Origin of the sequence: Microbulbifer sp. YPW16 (assembly GCF_021290385.1) — a bacterium.
GTDB classification, from domain to species: domain Bacteria; phylum Pseudomonadota; class Gammaproteobacteria; order Pseudomonadales; family Cellvibrionaceae; genus Microbulbifer; species Microbulbifer zhoushanensis.
Genome location: NZ_CP089928.1, coordinates 3,865,972 through 3,885,517 on the forward strand (window position 1 = coordinate 3,865,972; position 19,546 = coordinate 3,885,517).

The 19,546-nt window shown below is 63.1% G+C and carries 22 protein-coding genes; 15 read left to right on the forward strand and 7 right to left on the reverse strand.

The genetic code is table 11. The features are described 5' to 3' along the window. The first annotated feature begins 72 nt into the window (after positions 1–72). Both prfB and lysS read left to right on the forward strand, forming a co-directional pair. Positions 73–1,168 (forward strand): peptide chain release factor 2 gene (prfB, locus tag LVE68_RS16775; protein ID WP_232941589.1). Its coding sequence is split into 2 segments (ribosomal slippage): positions 73–144 and positions 146–1,168, totalling 1,095 coding nucleotides; the frame shifts between segments, so codons are not numbered across the junction. Between the two features lie 140 nt (positions 1,169–1,308). Further along, the gene (gene lysS / locus LVE68_RS16780) at positions 1,309–2,796 is read left to right on the forward strand and encodes a lysine--tRNA ligase (protein WP_232941590.1); all 1,488 of its coding nucleotides are present in this window, start codon (positions 1,309–1,311) and stop codon (positions 2,794–2,796) included. Between the two features lie 74 nt (positions 2,797–2,870). On the opposite strand, the gene LVE68_RS16785 is transcribed toward lysS, so the two are convergent. From LVE68_RS16785 to LVE68_RS16800, 4 genes are read right to left on the reverse strand one after another with little or no spacing between them, the layout of a single operon-like run. After that, positions 2,871–3,728, reverse strand: a complete 858-nt coding sequence (locus LVE68_RS16785; RefSeq protein WP_232941591.1) for a PDZ domain-containing protein — start codon at positions 3,726–3,728, stop codon at positions 2,871–2,873. Positions 3,729–3,768: 40 nt separating this feature from the next. Continuing rightward, complete coding sequence (locus LVE68_RS16790) at positions 3,769–4,380, reverse strand: TPM domain-containing protein (RefSeq protein ID WP_232941592.1); 612 nt, start codon at positions 4,378–4,380, stop codon at positions 3,769–3,771. After that, on the reverse strand, positions 4,380–5,129 hold the full coding sequence (locus tag LVE68_RS16795) for a TPM domain-containing protein (RefSeq protein ID WP_232941593.1): 750 nt from the start codon (positions 5,127–5,129) through the stop codon (positions 4,380–4,382). Before LVE68_RS16795 ends, LVE68_RS16790 begins: the two co-directional genes overlap by 1 nt. 19 nt (positions 5,130–5,148) lie before the next feature. Further along, positions 5,149–5,808 carry a LemA family protein gene (locus LVE68_RS16800; RefSeq protein ID WP_232941594.1) on the reverse strand — a complete coding sequence of 220 codons (660 nt, stop codon included), beginning with the start codon at positions 5,806–5,808 and terminating at the stop codon, positions 5,149–5,151. A gap of 87 nt (positions 5,809–5,895) precedes the next feature. On the opposite strand from LVE68_RS16800, the gene LVE68_RS16805 reads away from it, so the two are divergent. From LVE68_RS16805 to ung, 5 genes are all read left to right on the forward strand, one after another. Further along, entirely contained in the window at positions 5,896–6,432 is a 537-nt protein-coding gene (locus tag LVE68_RS16805) for a YaeQ family protein (RefSeq protein ID WP_232941595.1), read from the forward strand. A gap of 13 nt (positions 6,433–6,445) precedes the next feature. Then, positions 6,446–6,928, forward strand: coding sequence for a YajQ family cyclic di-GMP-binding protein (locus LVE68_RS16810; RefSeq protein WP_232941596.1), 483 nt, complete (start codon positions 6,446–6,448; stop codon positions 6,926–6,928). A 38-nt stretch (positions 6,929–6,966) separates the two neighbouring features. Continuing rightward, positions 6,967–7,992, forward strand: a complete 1,026-nt coding sequence (locus LVE68_RS16815; RefSeq protein ID WP_232941597.1) for an esterase-like activity of phytase family protein — start codon at positions 6,967–6,969, stop codon at positions 7,990–7,992. Next, positions 7,989–8,579 carry a uracil-DNA glycosylase family protein gene (locus LVE68_RS16820; RefSeq protein ID WP_232941598.1) on the forward strand — a complete coding sequence of 197 codons (591 nt, stop codon included), beginning with the start codon at positions 7,989–7,991 and terminating at the stop codon, positions 8,577–8,579. The genes LVE68_RS16815 and LVE68_RS16820 overlap by 4 nt, the downstream gene beginning before the upstream one ends. A gap of 67 nt (positions 8,580–8,646) precedes the next feature. Next, positions 8,647–9,369 carry a uracil-DNA glycosylase gene (gene ung, locus LVE68_RS16825; RefSeq protein ID WP_232941599.1) on the forward strand — a complete coding sequence of 241 codons (723 nt, stop codon included), beginning with the start codon at positions 8,647–8,649 and terminating at the stop codon, positions 9,367–9,369. Positions 9,370–9,396: 27 nt separating this feature from the next. Here the strand turns inward: ung and ygfZ are convergent, their stop codons facing one another. Further along, complete coding sequence (gene ygfZ, locus LVE68_RS16830; protein ID WP_232941600.1) at positions 9,397–10,425, reverse strand: CAF17-like 4Fe-4S cluster assembly/insertion protein YgfZ; 1,029 nt, start codon at positions 10,423–10,425, stop codon at positions 9,397–9,399. Between the two features lie 160 nt (positions 10,426–10,585). Here ygfZ and LVE68_RS16835 point away from each other — a divergent pair, with 160 nt between their 5' ends. Both LVE68_RS16835 and LVE68_RS16840 read left to right on the forward strand, forming a co-directional pair. Beyond that, positions 10,586–10,831 (forward strand): FAD assembly factor SdhE, encoded by a 246-nt coding sequence (locus LVE68_RS16835; protein ID WP_232941601.1) that lies wholly within the window; start codon positions 10,586–10,588, stop codon positions 10,829–10,831. Next, complete coding sequence (locus LVE68_RS16840) at positions 10,806–11,258, forward strand: protein YgfX (RefSeq protein ID WP_370636695.1); 453 nt, start codon at positions 10,806–10,808, stop codon at positions 11,256–11,258. The genes LVE68_RS16835 and LVE68_RS16840 overlap by 26 nt, the downstream gene beginning before the upstream one ends. 35 nt (positions 11,259–11,293) lie before the next feature. Here the strand turns inward: LVE68_RS16840 and nadB are convergent, their stop codons facing one another. After that, a complete protein-coding gene (nadB, locus tag LVE68_RS16845) occupies positions 11,294–12,910 on the reverse strand; it encodes an L-aspartate oxidase (RefSeq protein ID WP_232941603.1) in 1,617 nt (538 codons plus the stop codon). Positions 12,911–13,078: 168 nt separating this feature from the next. On the opposite strand from nadB, the gene rpoE reads away from it, so the two are divergent. The 5 genes from rpoE to ycjG all read left to right on the forward strand — a co-directional run bounded on the left by rpoE (position 13,079) and on the right by ycjG (position 17,075). After that, on the forward strand, positions 13,079–13,693 hold the full coding sequence (gene rpoE / locus LVE68_RS16850) for an RNA polymerase sigma factor RpoE (RefSeq protein ID WP_232941604.1): 615 nt from the start codon (positions 13,079–13,081) through the stop codon (positions 13,691–13,693). A gap of 170 nt (positions 13,694–13,863) precedes the next feature. Continuing rightward, complete coding sequence (locus LVE68_RS16855) at positions 13,864–14,580, forward strand: sigma-E factor negative regulatory protein (protein WP_232941605.1); 717 nt, start codon at positions 13,864–13,866, stop codon at positions 14,578–14,580. Beyond that, entirely contained in the window at positions 14,577–15,605 is a 1,029-nt protein-coding gene (locus tag LVE68_RS16860) for a MucB/RseB C-terminal domain-containing protein (protein WP_232941606.1), read from the forward strand. Before LVE68_RS16855 ends, LVE68_RS16860 begins: the two co-directional genes overlap by 4 nt. 4 nt (positions 15,606–15,609) lie before the next feature. Then, complete coding sequence (locus tag LVE68_RS16865) at positions 15,610–16,074, forward strand: SoxR reducing system RseC family protein (protein WP_232941607.1); 465 nt, start codon at positions 15,610–15,612, stop codon at positions 16,072–16,074. Between the two features lie 56 nt (positions 16,075–16,130). Next, complete coding sequence (ycjG, locus tag LVE68_RS16870) at positions 16,131–17,075, forward strand: L-Ala-D/L-Glu epimerase (RefSeq protein ID WP_232941608.1); 945 nt, start codon at positions 16,131–16,133, stop codon at positions 17,073–17,075. A 41-nt stretch (positions 17,076–17,116) separates the two neighbouring features. Here the strand turns inward: ycjG and mpaA are convergent, their stop codons facing one another. Further along, positions 17,117–17,824, reverse strand: coding sequence for a murein tripeptide amidase MpaA (gene mpaA / locus LVE68_RS16875; protein ID WP_232941609.1), 708 nt, complete (start codon positions 17,822–17,824; stop codon positions 17,117–17,119). Positions 17,825–18,002: 178 nt separating this feature from the next. On the opposite strand from mpaA, the gene LVE68_RS16880 reads away from it, so the two are divergent. Further along, positions 18,003–19,403, forward strand: coding sequence for a Do family serine endopeptidase (locus LVE68_RS16880; RefSeq protein WP_232941610.1), 1,401 nt, complete (start codon positions 18,003–18,005; stop codon positions 19,401–19,403). Positions 19,404–19,546 lie beyond the last annotated feature (143 nt).

A 19,546-nucleotide genomic window follows, 5' to 3' on the forward strand; every position in this document is an offset into this window, starting at 1 on the left:
CGCACTGGCAAGGGCAGGGCGCGCTGCGGTAGAATGCGCGCCGCTTTCAACTGGCTCGGAATTCTGGAATCCATGGAAATCAATCCCCTGCTGAACAAACTCAATGACCTCGAAGAGCGCACTGGCGTTCTTAGGGGGTATCTTTGACTATGCCAACAAGAAAGAACGCCTGACCGAGGTCGAACTGGAGCTGGCCGAGCCCAGCGTCTGGGACGATCCCAGCCGCGCCCAGGAGCTGGGCCGCGAGCGCTCCTCGCTGGAAACCGTGGTCACCACCATCGAAAACCTCGAGACTGGCATTGCCGACTGCCGCGAGTTGCTGGAGATGGCCGCGGAAGAGGGCGACGAGGATTCCGTGGCCGAGGTGGCGGAAGAAATCGAGAGCCTGCAGGAACAACTGGGTGTGCTCGAATTCCGCCGCATGTTCTCCGGCGAGACCGATGCCAACAATGCCTACCTGGATATCCAGGCCGGCTCCGGGGGCACCGAGGCCCAGGACTGGGCCGAGATGTTATTGCGTATGTACCTGCGCTGGGGCGAGGCCCACGGGTTCAAGACCACCCTGGAAGAGGCTTCCGCCGGCGAAGTGGCCGGCATCAAGAGTGCCACCATCCATTTCCAGGGCGACCATGCCTTCGGCTGGCTGCGCACCGAGACCGGTGTACACCGTCTGGTGCGCAAGTCCCCATTTGACTCCGGCAACCGCCGCCACACGTCTTTCAGCTCGGTATTTGTGTCGCCGGAGATCGACGACAATATCGAGATCGAGGTAGACAAGTCCCAGGTGCGAGAGGACACCTACCGTGCCTCCGGCGCCGGCGGCCAGCACGTCAACAAGACTGATTCAGCGGTTCGCCTGACCCATATCGAGTCCGGCATCGTGGTGGCCTGCCAGAGCGAGCGCTCCCAGCACCAGAACCGCGACAAGGCCTGGAAGATGCTGCGGGCCCGCCTGTACGAGCAGGAGATGCTCAAGCGCAATGCCGAGAAGCAGGCAATGGAAGAGAGCAAGTCCGATATCGGCTGGGGCAGCCAGATCCGCTCCTATGTGCTTGACGACCAGCGCATCAAGGACCTGCGCACCGGTGTGCAGACCAGTAACTGCCAGTCGGTGCTCGACGGCGACCTCGACCAGTTTATCGAGGCGAGCCTCAAGGCCGGCCTGTAAACTTTCCGGATCCCTTGATGTAGGAGCGGCCCATGGCCGCGATTGAACTGGCGGGAACACGCTGAGCCCCGATCGCGGCCATGGGCCGCTCCTACAGTACAGGAAACAAACCCTTAAATAGCCACGATTGACGAATCGCCATGACAGATACCCAGCAAGACGAGAACAAACTGATTGCCGAGCGCCGCGCCAAGCTGTCCGCGCTGCGTGAAAAGGGCAATCCCTTCCCCAATGCCTTCCGCCGCGAAAACCTGGCCGCTGACCTGCAGGCCGAGTTTGGCGATAAATCCAAGGAAGAGCTGGCGGAGCTGGGCAAGACCGCATGCGTGGCCGGGCGGATCCTGGCCAAGCGCGGCCCGTTTATGGTGATCCAGGATGTATCCGGCCGTATCCAGCTGTACGCCGACAAAACGGCGCAGAAGGATATCAAGGAGCGTTACGGTGCCTGGGATATCGGCGATATCGTGGGGGTGCGCGGCACCCTGCAGAAGTCCGGCAAGGGCGACCTCTACGTTACCTGCGAGGACTACCAGCTGCTGACCAAGGCACTGCGGCCGCTGCCGGAGAAATTCCATGGCATTGCCGACCAGGAACTGCGCTATCGCCAGCGTTACGTGGACCTGATCGCCACGCCGGAATCCCGCGACGTATTCCGCATCCGCTCGCAGGTGATCGACTATATCCGCCGCTTCCTGAACGACAACCACTTTATGGAAGTGGAAACGCCGATGCTGCAGGTGATCCCGGGCGGCGCCACCGCGCGGCCGTTTATCACCCACCACAATGCGCTGGATATCGACATGTACCTGCGGGTGGCGCCGGAGCTGTACCTGAAGCGGCTGGTGGTGGGCGGCTTCGAGCGCGTCTACGAGATCAACCGCAACTTCCGCAACGAGGGCCTGTCCACGCGGCACAACCCCGAGTTCACCATGCTGGAGTTCTACCAGGCGTACGCCGATTACAACGACCTGATGGACCTCACCGAGGGCATGCTGCGTGGTATCTGCGAGGACGTGCTCGGTTCCCCCACGGTTGAGTACCAGGGCAACAGCTACGATTTCTCCAAACCGTTCGCGCGCCTGTCGGTGTTCGATTCCATCCTGCGCTATAACCCGGGCCTCAATCCGTCGGATATCGACAACCTGGCTGGGGCACGCAAGGTAGCGGAAAACCTGGGCATCCCGCTGAAGGACACCTGGGGCCTGGGCAAGGTGCAGATCGAGATCTTCGAGAAGACCGTCGAACATCGCCTGGACCAGCCGACCTTTATCACGGAATACCCGACCGAGGTATCGCCGCTGGCGCGCCGCAACGACGAGAACCCGTTCGTTACCGAACGTTTCGAATTCTTTGTCGGCGGCCGCGAGATTGCCAATGGTTTCTCCGAGCTCAATGATGCCGAGGACCAGGCCGAGCGCTTCAAGGCGCAGGTGGCAGAGAAGGATGCCGGCGATGACGAGGCCATGCATTACGACGCGGACTATATCCGTGCGCTGGAATACGGCCTGCCCCCCACCGCCGGTGAGGGTATCGGTATCGACCGCCTGGTGATGCTGCTGACCGATTCCCCGTCGATTCGCGACGTGCTGCTGTTCCCGCATATGCGCCCGGAAACCAGCGCGGAGTAACGTAAGGTCGCGAGCGGCAATTGCCGGTCAAGCCCGCCGCCGGGAGTTCCGCTCCCGGCTGTTCCTGCCTGTCTTTACCCCCGAATGCCCAGCGGTCCACTGGGCAGGTAAATGGTCTCCCGGCTGCCGCTGTCCCGGCGCTGGATTTCCACCGCCACGTTTTCCCCCGGTGCCACTTTGTAGACCTGCGAGCGCAGGTCACCCATATGGAAAATTCGCTCGCCGTTGTAGCTGATGATCCGGTCGCCGGGGCGCAGGCCGGCTGCGGCGGCCGGGGCGCCGCTGATCACGTCGTTGATTTCCATATTCTGGCTGCCGCTGGTGGCCTCCAGGTAGCGCTCGAATTCCTCCGCTGACAGTTCGTGCTCCAGCATCTTGCGGGGGTGGCTGTAGGATTCCAGCTTCTCGCGCAGGGCCATGGCCTCCGGCGACGATTTGTTGGGGGTGTGGCGGTAGGCGTAGGAAATTTTCATGTGCTCGTACTGGAAGCGTTCCTGCCGCTCGAGAATATGGGCGGCCCGTGCGGGATCGATGCCCGCCTCGACCAGCTGTTGCAGCTGCATCTCGTGAAAGTCCTGGCTGTGTGCACGACGCCTGCTGTGCCGCTGCCCATCCCCCTCACTAATTGCTGCCTGGCGGGTGCGGGGCTCGTTGTCGACCTCACCCTCCAGCTGCTGGCGCAGCTCCTCCACCAGGTCCAGCATCTGTGACTGGATTTCATTGGAGCGGGCGAGGGATTCTTCCAGCCTGGCCACGCGGGACTCCAGGTCCCCGTCACCTGTAAAGATTTGTGCCAGGCGGCCGGCCCGGCCGTCAGCCAGGGCGCCGGCCGTACTGTCCGGCGCACCCGCGGCGATCGCCAGGTAGCCGCCGGGTATGGCCACCAGAAGGGCAAGAAGGGCAAGGTTCAGTCTGCGGCTCGCAAATATCATGGTCAGTACCGGGAAGTGACCCGGAGACCAGTGTCAGTGCTCAGTCCAGGATCACCAGGTGATTGGGAAGCTCATTTTTCATCGTTGTGGCCGGCGCCACTTCCCGCAGGAGTTCGCCGCACCGCTCAATACAGTGTACAAACGCTTCGCCGGTTTTGCCTTTCTTGATCTCGTGGATGAACTCCTCGACGATCTCGCGCCAGCTCTCATCGGTAATATGTTCCGCCAGGCCCCGGTCGGCGAGAATCTCCACGTAATGTTCGGCCTCGGCGACAAAGATCAACAGGCCCAGACGTCCGTGAGTGCTGTGCAATTCCTGCTGCAGGAACTGTCGCCGGGCCAGGTTGGCGGCGCGCCAGAATTTCACTTTGCGCGGTACCAGGCGCATGGTCAGGGGGCGCCAGCGGAACAACACCACCAGGGCGATAAACAGGATCCACTGGATCGTGAAGGCCTCGTGGTATTCCAGCCACCAGGGCAGGAACTGCAGCAGTGGCGCCAGCACCAGGGCCAGGAACGCGGCCCACAGGGTGGAGATGTAGACGTAGTTGTCGGCTTCGCGGGTCAGGACGGTCACCACCTCGGCATCGGTCCGTGACTCCACTTCCTTGATTGTCTCGGCCACCTTGCGCCGGTATTCACTGTTGAGCATTACCATCCCCCCGAGGCGCCCCCGCCGCCAAAGCTGCCACCACCGCCACCGAAGCCCCCGCCCAGGCCGCCGCCCCCGAAGCCGCCACCAAAGCCACCGCCGCCGTAATAGCCGCCGTAGCGCCCGCGACGATAGCGGCCACTGTTCAGTGGGGCGCCGAATACCGCACCGCCAAACAGCTGCAGCATCACCAGCAGCAGGAAAAAGCCCACCAGCAGCGCCAGGCGACGGTCGCCGCTGGTTTCCGTGGGTTCAGCCACATATTCGTTGCGGATTGCGGCGATCATTGATTCGACTCCGGCAATGACACCAGCATCGAAATCACCGGAGCGGAACTTCGGCAGTACTTTGGTATGGATGATGTTTGAAGACAGGGCATCGGTGAGTGCACCTTCCAGGCCGTAGCCCACCTCGATACGCACCTGGCGCTCCTGTGGCGCAACAATCAGCAGTGCCCCATTGTCCTTGTCCTTCTGCCCCAGTTTCCACTCGCGACCCAGCTGGTAACCATATTCCTCGATGGTGAGTCCCTGCAGGTCCGGTATGGTTACCACCACCAGCTGGTTACTGGTTTCTTTCTCATGCTGTTGCATCAGCTCGGTGAGTTGGTACTCGGTGTCCTGGCGCAGCAGGTTGGCGCGGTCCACAACCCGCCCGGATAGCATCGGGAACTCGGGCTGGGCCCATGTAGCAGCGCTATACAGGCAGGCCAGCAGGCTGAACAGCAGGGGCAGGTGGCGAAAGTGCATTATCGGTGGTCAGGGTCCGTCACTGGAAATCCACATCCGGGGCTTTTTCTGCATCTTCCGAAGTGGCCTCGAAAGTCTCGCGGATCGGCATGTCGCTGTAGAGCACGCTGTGCCAGATACGTCCCGGAAAGGTGCGGATTTCCCGGTTGTAGCGCTCCACGGCGGATATATAATCCCGCCGGGCCACACTGATGCGGTTTTCGGTGCCTTCCAGCTGTGATTGCAGGGTAAGGAAGTTCTGGTTGGACTTGAGGTCCGGGTAGCGCTCGACCACCACCATCAGGCGCGACAGGGCACCACTGAGCTGTGCCTGTGCCGCCTCGAACTGCTGGAGTTTGGCGGGGTCGTTGATCAGGTTTTCATCAACCTGCATGGAGTTGACCCGGGCGCGGGCCTCGGTGACTGCCTCCAGAGTCTCCCGCTCCTGGTCAGCATAGGCTTTTACGGTCTTGACCAGGTTGGGGATAAGGTCGGCACGTCGCTGGTACTGATTCTGTACCTGGGCCCAGGCGGCTTTTACCTGCTCGTCGTAAGTAGGGATATTATTGATGCCGCACCCGCTCGCCGTTATGGCGAAGAAGGAAACAAACAGTGCCTGCAAAAAGCGTGGCCAGGACCAGGGGCGCACACAGGGGCGGGAATTTAAACAGGAGCGGGTGCCGGGAGTTATCGGTTTCATGCCAATCATCCATGTTTATGCCCAGAGCCCGACAATAATAGCTTCCCGTGACACAGTCACGGCAACAGGTAGGGGCCGGGGAGAGTAATGGCGCTTAAAGCAACAATTTTCAAAGTCCGGCTGCAGGTTGCTGACCTGGACCGGCATCACTATGCGGACTACCCGTTGACCATCGCCCGCCACCCATCGGAAACCGACGAGCGCATGATGGTCCGCTTACTGGCATTCGCACACAATGCCGGCGATTCACTCGAATTCACCCGTGGCCTCTCCAGTGATGAGGAGGCCGACCTGTGGCAGTTGGGCCTCAGCGGGGAAATAGAACGCTGGATCGAGGTGGGGCTGCCAGCGGAAGAGCGGGTGCGCAAGGCCTGCAATCGCGCAGGTAAGGTATTGGTGTACAGTTATGGGCGGCGCACGGCCGGGGTATGGTGGCAGAAGCATGGGCAGGCCCTGGCACGATTCTCCAACCTGCGGGTCTATCAGCTGGATCCTGACCAGACCGAAGCACTGGCATCGCTTGCGCAACGCACTATGGAATTGAACGTCACCATACAGGATGGCCACCTCTGGATTGCCAGCGGGGAGGAGAGCCTGGAGGTGATCCCGGAGCAACTGCAATAATTTTGGAGTATTTATGCCTTCTTTCGATATTGTCTCTGAAGTGGACAAGCACCAGCTGACCAACGCGGTCGACCAGGTAAACCGCACCGTGGGTAACCGCTTTGACTTCAAGGGCGTGGACGCCGAAGTGGAAATGAATGGCTTTGAGCTGACCGTGCGGGCCGAGGCCGATATCCAGGTAACGCAGATGGTGGATATGCTCCGCAGCGCGCTGATCAAGTGTGATATCGATCCCCTCGCCATGGAAGTGGGCGAGCCGGAGCAGTCCGGCAAGGTGGTTAAGGTCAAGATCACACTGAAAAATGGCTTGGACAAAGAGCTGGCCAAGAAAATCACAAAGATTATCAAGGATGAGAAGCTCAAGGTGCAGGCATCCATCCAGGGCGACCAGGTCAGGGTTACCGGCAAGAAGCGCGACGATCTGCAGCAGGTCATCGCAACACTGCGTGGGAAAGAGCTGGAACAACCCTTGCAATTCGAGAACTTCCGCGATTGATAATACCGTGCCCCCGGGCAACGGGATAAAGGTAAAAAATGCAGAAGTTTCTTCGGGGCCTGCTGTTGTCAGGTTTTTTAGGGCAGGTGACTGTTTCTGTGGCGCAGCCGGTTATTCCTGCGGAGCTGCGCGGCAGCTGGTGGCTGGACGGCAGTGCGGGCCTGGATATTTCCGGGCTGAGTTTTTGTGACGGGGAATTGCTGGCGGTATCAGACAAGGATTCCACCGGTATTTACCGGATCCGGCTGGACCAACCGGCAATGGGGCCTGGGCCGCGCACAGATGCAGATAGTGGTGAAGCGGGAGATAACGCTGTTCCAGCGGCGGCGACACAGCTGGAGCCCTACCGACGCATCAACGGGCTGGATTTGCCGTCCGGGCGCTGGGAGGGCTGGAAAGCAGCGCTGCTCAACCTGGTCCAGTCGGGGACAGCGGCGGACTTTGAGGGGATCAGCTGCAGCGGTGGCGATATCTACATGGTCAGCGAGCGTCACCACCGTGTTGCGCAGTTGCCAACTACTGGTGATGCGCGCTGGCTGCCACCGCAGTGGGCCGATGGCGCCCGTGAGCGCGGCTTTATGCTGCAGTTCAATGGTGCCAGCGAGGGACTGGTGCGGGACGGCGAAGATACCTGGATTGCGATGGAGCGGGATGGGCGGGGGCTGGTGCGCCTGTCCGGGGATACAGTCGAGTATTTTCGCGTACCGGGAGTGCCTGGCCTGGATTTCCGCGGTCGTTCGGAAGACCTGACCGGGCTCGATATTTATGACGGGGCCCTTTACACCCTGGAGCGGAATGCGTTTGCCGTTTGCCGCCGCGCACTGCCCGGCCTGCGTGCGCAGTGGTGCATCAACTATCGCGCGGTTGAGGAAAGGCCGGAGTACATCTACCGGGAGACCTATTACGGCAAGGCCGAGGGCCTGGCTGTGCGCGACGACGGGATTTTTGTGGTACTGGATAATAACAATCTCGGCCGCGTTGCAGCCCCGGATGATCGCCGCGGCCTGCTGTTACAGCTGGCGCATCCCCCGGCGGGTGTGGTGGCGGAAGCCGGACCCGAATGAGCCGGCGCATCCCCCTGCAGGACCTGCTGCGCGAGGTGCGTGCCTGCCGCCTGTGCGAGGACGTGCTGCCGCTGGGCCCGAACCCCGTGCTGCGCGCGGCTGAGTCGGCGCGCCTGTTGATTGTCGGCCAGGCACCGGGCACTAAGGTGCACGAGACCGGCATCCCCTGGAATGATCCTTCGGGCGATCGCCTGCGGGACTGGCTGGCAATCGACCGCGATACCTTTTACGACGAATCCCGCATCGCCATTATCCCCATGGGGTTCTGCTATCCCGGGCGCGGCAAGGGCGGCGACCTGCCGCCGCGACCCGAGTGCGCTGCCGCCTGGCATGCGCGATTGCTGGAGCTTCTGCCGGACCTGCAACTGACCCTGCTGGTGGGCCAGTATGCACAGCGCTACTACCTGCCGCACTGGTATGGCAGCATTACCGAGAACGTGCGCCACTACGCCGATGCGCTGCCCGCCGGTTATTTCCCATTGCCGCACCCGAGCCCGCGCAATACCCTCTGGCTGCGCCAGCGCCCCTGGTTCGAGAAAGAAGTGGTGCCGGAACTCCGCCGCCAGGTAAAGAAGGTCTTACCGTAGGGGCGAGCCTGGTGTTCGCCCGTGCACCGCGACAAAAGCACGAAGATAGTATTTTTCAGGAAGCAGCATGACATCCCCCGAAAAAATAAAGATAGAACCCAGCTGGCACCGGGTGCTCGAGAGTGAGTTCCGGAAACCCTATATGGGCCAGCTGCGGGAGTTCCTGCGCACAGAGAAGAGTGCCGGCAAGCAGATCTACCCACCTGGTGGCCAGATTTTCAATGCCTTCAACTCAACACCGTTTGATCGGGTAAAGGTCGTGATCCTGGGGCAGGATCCCTACCATGGGGCGGGCCAGGCCCACGGCCTGTGTTTCTCGGTAATGCCGGGCGTGCGCATTCCCCCGTCACTACAGAATATCTACAAGGAGCTGGAATCCGACCTGGGTATCCCCCGGGCACAGCACGGTTGCCTGCAGCCGTGGGCAGAGCAGGGCGTATTATTGCTGAACGCCACCCTGACGGTGGAGGACAGCAAGGCCGGTGCCCACCAGGGGCGCGGCTGGGAGCAGTTTACCGATGCGGCTATCCACGCCCTGGCAGAGCAGCGCGAGGGGTTGGTATTTATCCTGTGGGGCAGTTACGCGCAGAAAAAGGGGGCCTTTATCGATCGCAATAAACACCTGGTGCTGCGCGCGCCACATCCCTCACCATTGTCGGCACACCGGGGGTTCTTCGGTACCCGGCCATTCTCACAGGCCAATGCCTGGCTAGAGCAGCACGGCCAGGCGCCCATCGACTGGCAGTTACCTGCAGCTGCTGAGCTTCACCGGGTTGCGGTTGAAATCTGATTGCGGGATAGCCGGCCTGGATGCGAATCAGGCCAGCGGGTCTGCTTCCGCGTCGTAGGGTAGTTCCTGCAACTGTAACTGGCGGCCGTCTGCCAGTTTGAGCGAGGCCTCCTCGGCGACCCTGGCAATGGTCAGCACCGCCAGCAGCTCGATGCCTTCTTCACTGCGGCAGGCCTCGACAGTATTGCCAATGGACTTGCCGTCGCCCGTGACGATATCGCTGCCGGGAGCGGGTAGTTCGCCGGACTCGCAGCGCGCCCGGTACATGCGGCGCTTTGCGGCGCCCAGGTACTGCATGCGGGCCACCACTTCCTGGCCGGTGTAACAGCCTTTCTTGAAATTCACCCCGCCCAGCAGGTGCAGGTTCAGCATCTGCGGGATAAACATTTCACTGGTGGCGGCGTGGAGTTGCGGGATTCCTGCCGCCACCTGTTCCGCCACCCAGTGGCAGTAACCTGCCGCTTCGGCGACCGTGGCCAGTTTTTCCCAGAGGGCCCCTGCAGACTCACCGGGAACCTCCAGCGCCAGCTGGTGCTCATTCAGGGCACAGGCGAGGATTGTGGTGTCGTCCAGCTGGCAGTGCGCGGCTTCACCGGGTGCCAGTTGCGGGACCTGCAGCAACTCCGCAGCCTGCCTGATGGCCCCCTTGCCCTGCAGGCCCAGCCAGCGCCGGGATTCCCCGGCCTCGGCCAGTTCGGTCTTGAAAAAGACCGCGTACTTGGCCATGGCGTCCCGGCCGATTGGGGCCAGGTCCCGGGGCAGCAGCAGGGTAAAGTCTTCCTGCGAGTGCTTGATGGCGCGGAAGGCGCTGATCATGCGCCCCTTGGGATTACAGTGGGCACCCAGGGTACTGTGGTTATCGGGCAGGTTGACCAGGTCGCAGGTAAGCTGGCCCTGCAGGAATTTCTGGCTGTCGGGGCCGGTGACGGTGACCGACCCCAGGGGGCTCAGGTCCACCAGGTGCAGGTCCGCCGGGGTATCGGGGAAGTGCGCCTGGTTGCCCTCCCACACGGCGCCCCGTGCGCTGAGGTATTCCTGCCACTGTGCCTGGTCCATGGTGAGTCCCTGTACTGCTCGGTTGGTGTGTGTTGACACCACTATGTGGGGTTGGCGGGGTGGATTTCAACCGGGAGCGCAGGGTCCCGGCGTGGCCGGGGCTACTGTTCGGGCGCCCGCTACAGGTATACTGCCGCAAATTCTCTGGTTGGAATGAAGTATGGATCGCAACCGCCTGTTTTGGGCCAGCCGCCGCGGTATGCTGGAGCTGGACCTGGTACTGCTGCCGTTTCTGGAAAACGTCTACGACACCCTCGACGAGGCTGACAAGCAGCGTTATGTAAAGCTGCTGGACAGCGAGGACCAGGACCTGTTTGCCTGGTTCCTGCGCCGCGAGGATCCGGAGGATCCGGAGTTGCTGCATATTGTGCAGATTATCCGTGACAACACCGGCCTGCAGGAATAGCCCGCACTCCCCCGTCCCCGAGCGCCACGCGCGGTTATCCTGCAGCGTGGCGCCCTCCCGTATTCTTACCTTGATCCTGGCGGCGGCCCTGCTGCAGGGGCTGCTGTTGTTGTGGCTGGCGCCATTGCCCTGGTATATCGCCCTGGCCCTGGTAGTGCCGGTATTGGCCTACGCCATCCTGGAATGGCACCGCATCGTGTCCACCAGCGGAGTCATCAGTACCCGCGAGCGGCGCTGGTTCTGGCGTCCCGATGGTGCTGAGGATGGTGAAATCTTTCTGCACGGTGAGCTGGTGCTGTGGTCCTGGGTGGTAGTGGTGAACAGCCGTGACCCGCGCGGGCGCCGCCTGCGGCTGGTGCTGGCCCGCGACAGTATGAGCGCGGATGACTGGCGGCGCCTGCGGGCGGCACTGCAGTACTCCCGTTGAAACTGGCGGTTTGCGGGCGGGGGCGCGCCCGCCACTTACACAAACTGCCGCTGGTCGGCGAAATTCTCCGGCACCAGGATGGTATCCATGGCCAGTTCACGCAGGCTCGGGTAGTCCACTGAATAGTGCAGCCCGCGGCTCTCGCGGCGGTCCAGTGCTGAGCGGATGATCAGCTCGGCCACCACTGCCAGGTTACGCAGCTCGATCAGGTCGCTGGTAATACGGTAGTTGGCGTAGAACTCACGGATTTCCTGCTGCAGCAGCCTTACCCGGTGTTCCGCTCGCAACAGGCGTTTGCGGGTGCGCACGATACCCACGTAGTCCCACATAAAGCGGCGTAATTCATCCCAGTTGTGGGAGATAACCACATCCTCATCCGAGTCGGTGACCCGGGAGGCGTCCCAGGGCGCCGCCTCCCGGGGCGGCGTTACGCGGTCCAGGTGCGCATCGATATGCAGTGCCGCGGCGCGTCCGTATACCAGGCACTCCAGCAGGGAATTGCTGGCCAGGCGGTTGGCGCCGTGCAGGCCGGTAAAGGTGGTTTCGCCGATGGCATAGAGCTGGTCCAGGTCGGTGCGGCCGTGTTCGTCCACGATCACACCGCCGCAGGTATAGTGGGCTGCGGGGACCACCGGGATCGGTTCCCTGGTGATATCAATGCCGTACTGCAGGCAATTGCTGTAAACAGTGGGGAAATGCCCGCGGATAAAGTCGGCGTCCTTGTGGGAGATATCCAGGTAGAGGCAGTCGGCACCCAGGCGCTTCATTTCATGGTCGATGGCGCGGGCGACGATGTCCCGGGGCGCCAGTTCGCCGCGCTTGTCGAAGCGGTGCATAAAGCGCTGGCCGTCGGGCAGTTTCAGTTGCGCACCCTCGCCGCGCAGGGCTTCCGTCACCAGGGAGGCCTTGGCCCTGGGATGATACAGGCAGGTGGGGTGGAACTGGTTGAATTCCATGTTGGCGACGCGGCAACCGGCGCGCCAGGCCATGGCAATGCCGTCCCCACTGGCGCCGTCGGGGTTGCTGGTGTAGAGGTAAGCCTTGCTGGCGCCACCGGTGGCAAGGACCACGGCGCGGGCCTGGAACAGCTCCACTTCTTCGGTTTCACGGTCCAGTACGTAGGCGCCGGCGCAGCGGAAGCGGCCCTTGGCGGCATCGGGCTGGCGGATCAGGTCCAGCGCGACGTGCTGCTCGAAACAGTCGATGTTGGCGGCTGCACGAACCCGCTCGATCAGGGTGCTGTGCACCGCCCGGCCGGTGGCATCGGCACTGTGGATGATGCGCCGGTGGCTGTGGCCACCCTCCTTGGTGAGGTGGTAATCCTGGTCCTCACGGGTGAAGTCGACCCCCTGGTCAATCAGCCACTGGATCGCTGCGGCGCCGTTTTCCACTGTATGGCGCACCGCATCCGGGTGGCAGAGGCCGGCGCCCGCATCTAAGGTATCAGCGATATGGGACTCCACCGAGTCGGCGCTGTCGAGCACCGCGGCGATGCCGCCCTGCGCGAACCAGGTGGAGCCGTCCCGCAGTCGCTGCTTGGATAGCAGCGCCACCCGGTAACGGGCCGACAGGTGCAGCGCCAGGGTCAGCCCGGCAGCACCGCTGCCAATGACCAGGACGTCGTAATTTGCCTTTGCACTCATAATTTTCATTGTCCAGTGGGGTCGCGTAGTATAGCGCCAACTTTCAATTCGTCGATTTGGCCCGGAACTTATGTCCTACCGCCAGTGTCTTCAACATCACAGAATAAATACCTGCGTTGCCAGCTCCAGACCCATCTGGGAGGCCGCACGCGGTGTGGCTGTATTTGGGAGTAGGGGATGACAGCGCAACAGGCGTCACCAAGTGACCGCCAGCTGGTAGAGCGGGTGCAGAAGGGCGACAAGCGCGCCTTCGACCTGCTGGTGTTGAAATACCAGCACAAGATCGTTGCCGTGGTGAGCCGTTTCATCAAGGATCACAGCGAGGTTCAGGACGTGGTGCAGGAGGCTTTTATCAAGGCCTACCGTGCACTGGCCAATTTCCGTGGGGAAAGTGCCTTCTATACCTGGATGTATCGCATCGCGATCAATACGGCCAAGAATCACCTGGTGTCCCGCGGGCGTCGCCCGCCGTCCTCAGACGTGGACCTGGAAGATGCGGAGTTTTATTCCGGGGCCGACATGCTGCGGGACAATGAGACACCGGAAAACCAGTTGTTCCGCGACCAGCTCGAGCAGGCCGTGCACCAGGCGATCCAGGCACTTCCTGAAGACCTGCGCTCGGCCGTGACGCTGCGCGAGATGGAGGGCCTGAGCTACGAGGATATCGCCGAGGTCATGGGTTGCCCCGTGGGTACCGTGCGCTCGCGCATCTTCCGCGCCAGGGAGGCGATTGACCGCACGGTCAAGGCGGTAATGGCCGGTGAGCCCGAGCCCATGGGGGATCGCGGCTAGGTCCCGCAGGACCGGGACGCTGGAGAATTTTTGCTGCGGTGGTGAAACAATTCCCCGCCCGGCATGTCTGAGAGAATGACCGGCAAGTGGTATCTGCTGGAACTGGCAATTTTGCCGTGGCGCGGGTCTCTGCGCCGGTTCATCAATTGTTTTAGAGAGGGGTTGCCCGTATGTCCCACGGGAGTCATCAGGATCGGCTGAATGAATCGCTGTCTGCGCTGATGGATGGCGAGGCCACGGAGCTGGAGCTGCAGCGCCTGCTGAAGCACGGCGGCGCCGAGGGTGAGCTGGCCGAGCGCTGGTCCCGCTACCAGTTGGCGGCCAGTGTGATGCGGCGCGAGCAGGTGTCGCCGGCAATACCGGGGCTCGCAGCCGGCATTTCCGCGGCGATTGAAGCTGAGGCACCCCTGGATGTGCAGGCCGGGGAGAGTCCTTCGGCTGCCAACGACGGTACCCGTTCCCCCTGGATGCGGACCCTGTCCCGCGGTGCTGTCGCCGCCACTGTGGCTTTCGCAGCCATCCTGGGGGTGCAGCAGCTGTCGCAGCCCCAGCCCGGGGTGTCAGGTAATGAAACTGGTGCCCCACAGCTGGCAGCCGAGCCGGCGCGACCGGTGCAGCAGCCGGTCCAGCAGTCGGCACCGCAGCCCAGTGGTTTCTACGTGCCCGCACCGACAACCCGTTCGGTCAGCACTGCCGGCCCGCGCCTGGTGCCCGAACGGCAATCGGGTGTCCCGGTGCAGGGCGTGATCCAGCAGGCGCCGCCCGCGGAGCTGATTCGTCACCTGAACCGGGTGATGATCCAGCATTCACAGCAGGCGGGCCATGTCAGCACCCAGGGCATGGTGCCGTTTGCGCGCGCCACCTACGGAGAGCAGGACGGACAGTGACCGAATCGCTATTTATCCCGCACTACAAAGCCAACAGCATGCTGTTGGCTTTGCTGTTGATGGCCCCGGCAGTTTTCGCGCAGCAGCCCGTGCCTACAGAACCGGCGGACAATCCCACCGGTACGCAGCAGCCGCAGGCGGTGGTGCCACCAACCGGGCAGGAGCCCCCGGCGCAGGCCGACAGCATCGATTACTGGCTGGGCAAGCTCTCCGATGCAGTGAGCAACCTGGAATACAGTGGCCTGGTGACGTTTGAGCACCAGGGCCTGCTGGAAACATTGCAGGTCTTCCACGCCGTTCGCGATGGCGAGCAGGTGGAGCGGGTCCGCTACCTGAGCGGCGAACCCAGGGAACTGATCAGTCACGGCACCACATCTGCCTGTAACCGGGTGGTGAGCCCGTTTGGACGGGCCAGCCAGTGGACCTCTATCGACGGCCAGCGGGCGGGCAGTTACCACTTTGTCCTGCGCGGCGGCGAGCGTATTGCCGATCGCGATACGGTTGTGATCGAGGCGCGTCCGCGCGACCAGCACCGCCTCGGGGTATTGCTCAATCTCGACCGGGAAACCGGCCTGCCGCTCAAGTCCATGCTTGTGGGCGCCCAGGGCAAGGTACTGGAGCGCTACCAGTTTGTGCAGCTGGACCTGTCCCCGATCAGCGACGCCAACCTGCAGCCCGGATCCCCCAATACGCGACGCATAGATAATCGCCATGCGTGTGAATCCGCCCAGACCCGCTGGCAGCTGGGCTGGCTGCCCGACGGCTACCAGCGGGTAGCGGTGCGCACCCTGGCCGATGGCGACATGCTGGTATTCAGCGATGGCCTGAGCGTGTTCACGGTATTTGTGCAGCGCCTGGGCCCGGAACTGGAGTACAAGGGGCGGGCAATCCGCGGGGCCACTGTGGCCTATATGGACCGCGTCGAGGTGGACGGCACCAATTACACCGTTACCGTTGTCGGTGAGATCCCCGATGCCACCGCGCAGCGCCTGGCGCGTTCCGTGGCGATGGAAGCGGGCTCCTGAGAGCATGCACGAAGAGCGTGGCCGCGTGGTGGCAATCGAATCCGGCGCTATCTGGGTGGAGACAATCCAGCGTAGTGCCTGCGGCGGGTGCGCAGCCAGGTCCGGCTGCGGTACCGGTGCGCTGGGTGACTACCTGTCCAAATCCACCCGTATCAGGGTGGCGCTGAACAGCTGGGACCAGGACCGCATCTCCCTCAACGACACCGCGGTCATCGGCATTCCAGAGCGCGCCCTGAGTACCGGTGCGCTGGTTGTGTACCTGGTGCCCCTCGTTGCGCTGATGCTGGCGGCGATGCTGGGCGAGGCGCTCGGCGGAGAAATCGGTGCCATCAGTGGTGCCGTGGCGGGCCTGCTGGCCGGGGCCGGCGTGGTGCGCTGGTACAGCCGCCGCCATGCTTCCAATCCCTTCTATGCCCCGGTGCTGTTGCGGCTCGAGTCCGCGAGTCCGTCCCACCCCTCTCCCGCCTGACCGCGCAGGCTGTCCCCGAACTAAACTCTTAGGGTCTGACGTTTCGGGAAACCCTTATGCATGCCCGTTGTTATGCCGAGCAGTGGCCCCTGCGCACATCCTTTGTGATCTCCCGTGGTGCGCGAACCGAGGCAGCGGTCGTGGTGGTGGAAGTATCGGACGGCTCGGTCACCGGTGTCGGCGAGTGCACGCCTTATCCCCGCTACGGCGAGAGTGTCGAGACGGTGCTGGCCCAGGTGCGGTCGATACTGCCGGCGGTGGAGGACGGGCTGGACCGCGTTGCGTTGCAGGCACAGATGCCCGCCGGCGCCGCCCGCAATGCAGTGGATTGTGCCCTGATGGACTGGGAGCGCCGTCGCGACCAGGCCGGCCGGCACGGTCCCGGGTCGCTGGCCACCGTCCAGACCCTGATTATAGATACGCCGCGGGCCATGGCAGAGGCTGCGGCGGAGCAGGCGGCCCGAGGGGTGGAAACCCTCAAGCTCAAGCTGGATGACAGCAGCGTGGAGGCCCGGGTGCGCGCAGTGCGGGCCGCGGCACCGGAGACCCAACTGGTGATCGATGCCAATGAATCCTGGCAGCGCGCGACGCTGGTGGAGCGCTGCCAGATGCTTGCCGGTCTCGGGGTGGCCATGCTGGAGCAGCCGCTGCCCGCCGATGATGACAGCTTCCTGTCCTCTTTCCCCCATCCCCTGCCGATCTGCGCCGACGAGAGCTGCCACACCCGCGAAGACCTGCCCCGGCTGCAGGGGCTCTACGAAATGGTCAATATCAAGCTGGACAAGACCGGCGGTATCACCGAGGCACTGGCCCTGGCGGATGAGGCCAGGGCGCAGGGGTTTGCCCTGATGCTGGGCTGCATGCTGTGCACATCCAGGGCCATACGCGCCGCCTGGCCACTGGGCGAGCTGGTGAAGTTGCGCGACCTGGACGGTCCCACCTGGCTGGCGCGGGATGTGCAACCGCCGCTGCGCTTTGAAGCGGGGCGTGTCTACTGGTAATAAGGCAACCTGGTAGCGAGTACTGACACCAGCACCGCGGCTCAGCGCGTGATCAGGTCGATCAGGGCCTGCAGGTAATCCTCACTGGCGGCGTCGGCCGAAACCGGCGGGAATTCCACGGTAATGCAGGGCAGGTCCCGTTCGGCACACCAGGTGCCGAAGGAGCCGGGGGTCAGGTAGCCCACATCGGCCACCAGGGGCAGGCGCAGGGCACTGGCCAGCCACTGTCCCAGGGTGCTGGAGGCCGGGTCCTCGACACAGGCCAGCGGTTCGTGAATGGTCACTAGCCAGGAGGGTTGCAGCCGGTCGATCAACTCGCACAGGGCGCGGGTTTCGGGCTCCGAACCGGCGCTGTCGCCGGTGCTGAGGAGCACGTCGCGCTCGTCCGCGGCACTGTTCCAGCGGTAGACCGTGTCCTCTGCCTGCCAGTTGCTGGTGGCGAAATTGCGATTCAGGTCCACTCCTGCAGCATTGCAGCGCTGGCCCAGCTGGCAGCCATCGGGGTTGACCGCGAGGATCACGTGGTGCCGCAGCGCCGCAGCGGGGATGGCGCGCAGGGCGCAGGACAGGGCCACCACCGCGGCGACTTCGTCACCGTGGGTGCCCGCCATCACCATGCCTGGCCGGTCAGCGCCCTCCGGGACCTGGGCCGGGAAATACAGCAGGGGGCTGCCCAGGCGGGATTCGCCATAGGCCTGGCGGGGATGGTCGAACTTGCCGCGCTGGGTGCGGGGGCGTAAATTGATCATTCTTTACACTGATTTACAGTCGGCGCCAGAACTTTAGGCGTAGGCTTGCCACTAACACTGTAAGCCGGACCCGTTGAATACCGACTTCCCTGACCCTATCTAGGGCTGGGACGGTACCCGGGAAGAACAGACAGTCATTGTTTTCATATTAGAAGGGATAACTAGGGGTAACAAACCGATGGTTAAACGCTGTACGCAGTTCCTTTTCATCCTTAGCCTGATGATCTCGACAGCCGCATGTGCGCGCGGCTTGCCGGATCTGACCGACCTGATCGAGAAAAACTCCCCGGCGGTGGTGAAAATCAACACCATGGAGACCACCCGCCAGGCCAGCCGCGGGGGCCCGCCGCAGTACCGGCAGGATATCCCGGACATCTTCCGTCACCTGCTGGAGCCACGCCGCCGCGAGCAGCGGCCGGTGGCCAGCATGGGCTCCGGCTTCATCATTTCGGAAGATGGCTACGTGGTCACCAACAACCACGTGGTTGACGGCGCCGACCAGGTCCTGGTGACCCTCACCGACCGGCGCGAGTTTGAGGCACAGGTGATCGGCACCGACCCGAGTTCCGACCTGGCACTGCTGAAAGTGGATGCCGATGACCTGCCGGCTATCAGCTGGGGGGAATCCGAGGACCTGAAAGTGGGTGAGTGGGTGGTTGCGATCGGCTCGCCGTTCGGCCTCGACTACTCGGCCAGCGCCGGGATCGTCAGCGCCATGGGGCGCAGCATCCCCAATGAGAGCCGCGAGAACTATGTACCGTTTATCCAGACCGATGTGGCCATTAACCCCGGTAACTCCGGTGGCCCGCTGTTCAACCTGAAGGGCGAGGTAGTGGGCATTAACTCGCAGATTTATACCCGCAGTGGTGGCTCTATCGGCCTGTCCTTTGCAATCCCGGCAGACCTGGCCCGCGATGTGGTCGCCCAGCTGAAAGATAAGGGGCGCGTGGACCGCGGCTGGCTGGGCGTGGGCATCCAGGATGTGGACCGCAACATGGCCCAGGCAATGGGGCTGCGCCGTCCCAGCGGCGCCCTGGTGGCACAGGTTGAGGCTGGTGCCCCGGCTGCTGAAGCCGGCATTATGGCCGGTGACATCATTACCCACTTCGACGGCGAGCGTATCGATGTCTCCGGTGACCTGCCGCACGTGGTTGGCCAGACCCGCCCGGGCGAGGAGGTAACCGTCGAGCTGATGCGCAAAGGCAAGGTCAAGCGCCTGGGCGTGGTGGTCGGCGCTCTCGAGGGTGACGACCAGCAGCGCCAGCAGGCTGCGGTCAGCCCCAGTACCGATGCCGGCGGCCGCCTGGGGTTGATGGTTGACGAGATTCCCGACGCGCTGAAGCAGCGCCTGGGGGTTGAGTCCGGGGTGATGGTGAAAGAGGTTGTTCCGGGCAAGGCCGGGGCCAAGGCGGGACTGCGCAGCGGCGATATCATCGCCCAGCTGGGCTTCGACGAGGTCAATGACCTGGACGATTACCGCCGCGTGGTCAAGGACCTGCCGGGTGACGAGTTGCTGCCGATTCGCTTTTTCCGCGGCGGGCAGCCCACTTTCCGCACCATCCAGATCGAAGAGGACTGACCCGCGCGGGGTCCCGGGGCCGGCGGGTTGCAGGCCCCGGTATTGCTGCCGGGACCCGGTCCCGGCGGGCGCCTGCGGGCCCCGTGTGAATAGCACTGCCCAGTAGCCACTGCCATCTGGTAGACTTGCGCCATCTCTCTGGC

What these genes read in the sequence shown, in the direction of transcription:
- lysS (WP_232941590.1), top strand. Translation starts at nt 1,309, where the DNA reads ATGACAGATACCCAGCAAGACGAGAACAAACTGATTGCCGAGCGCCGC.
- LVE68_RS16785 (WP_232941591.1), bottom strand. Translation starts at nt 3,728, where the DNA reads ATGATATTTGCGAGCCGCAGACTGAACCTTGCCCTTCTTGCCCTTCTG.
- LVE68_RS16790 (WP_232941592.1), bottom strand. Translation starts at nt 4,380, where the DNA reads ATGCTCAACAGTGAATACCGGCGCAAGGTGGCCGAGACAATCAAGGAA.
- LVE68_RS16795 (WP_232941593.1), bottom strand. Translation starts at nt 5,129, where the DNA reads ATGCACTTTCGCCACCTGCCCCTGCTGTTCAGCCTGCTGGCCTGCCTG.
- LVE68_RS16800 (WP_232941594.1), bottom strand. Translation starts at nt 5,808, where the DNA reads ATGAAACCGATAACTCCCGGCACCCGCTCCTGTTTAAATTCCCGCCCC.
- LVE68_RS16805 (WP_232941595.1), top strand. Translation starts at nt 5,896, where the DNA reads ATGGCGCTTAAAGCAACAATTTTCAAAGTCCGGCTGCAGGTTGCTGAC.
- LVE68_RS16810 (WP_232941596.1), top strand. Translation starts at nt 6,446, where the DNA reads ATGCCTTCTTTCGATATTGTCTCTGAAGTGGACAAGCACCAGCTGACC.
- LVE68_RS16815 (WP_232941597.1), top strand. Translation starts at nt 6,967, where the DNA reads ATGCAGAAGTTTCTTCGGGGCCTGCTGTTGTCAGGTTTTTTAGGGCAG.
- LVE68_RS16820 (WP_232941598.1), top strand. Translation starts at nt 7,989, where the DNA reads ATGAGCCGGCGCATCCCCCTGCAGGACCTGCTGCGCGAGGTGCGTGCC.
- ung (WP_232941599.1), top strand. Translation starts at nt 8,647, where the DNA reads ATGACATCCCCCGAAAAAATAAAGATAGAACCCAGCTGGCACCGGGTG.
- ygfZ (WP_232941600.1), bottom strand. Translation starts at nt 10,425, where the DNA reads ATGGACCAGGCACAGTGGCAGGAATACCTCAGCGCACGGGGCGCCGTG.
- LVE68_RS16835 (WP_232941601.1), top strand. Translation starts at nt 10,586, where the DNA reads ATGGATCGCAACCGCCTGTTTTGGGCCAGCCGCCGCGGTATGCTGGAG.
- nadB (WP_232941603.1), bottom strand. Translation starts at nt 12,910, where the DNA reads ATGAAAATTATGAGTGCAAAGGCAAATTACGACGTCCTGGTCATTGGC.
- rpoE (WP_232941604.1), top strand. Translation starts at nt 13,079, where the DNA reads ATGACAGCGCAACAGGCGTCACCAAGTGACCGCCAGCTGGTAGAGCGG.
- LVE68_RS16855 (WP_232941605.1), top strand. Translation starts at nt 13,864, where the DNA reads ATGTCCCACGGGAGTCATCAGGATCGGCTGAATGAATCGCTGTCTGCG.
- LVE68_RS16865 (WP_232941607.1), top strand. Translation starts at nt 15,610, where the DNA reads ATGCACGAAGAGCGTGGCCGCGTGGTGGCAATCGAATCCGGCGCTATC.
- ycjG (WP_232941608.1), top strand. Translation starts at nt 16,131, where the DNA reads ATGCATGCCCGTTGTTATGCCGAGCAGTGGCCCCTGCGCACATCCTTT.
- mpaA (WP_232941609.1), bottom strand. Translation starts at nt 17,824, where the DNA reads ATGATCAATTTACGCCCCCGCACCCAGCGCGGCAAGTTCGACCATCCC.
- LVE68_RS16880 (WP_232941610.1), top strand. Translation starts at nt 18,003, where the DNA reads ATGGTTAAACGCTGTACGCAGTTCCTTTTCATCCTTAGCCTGATGATC.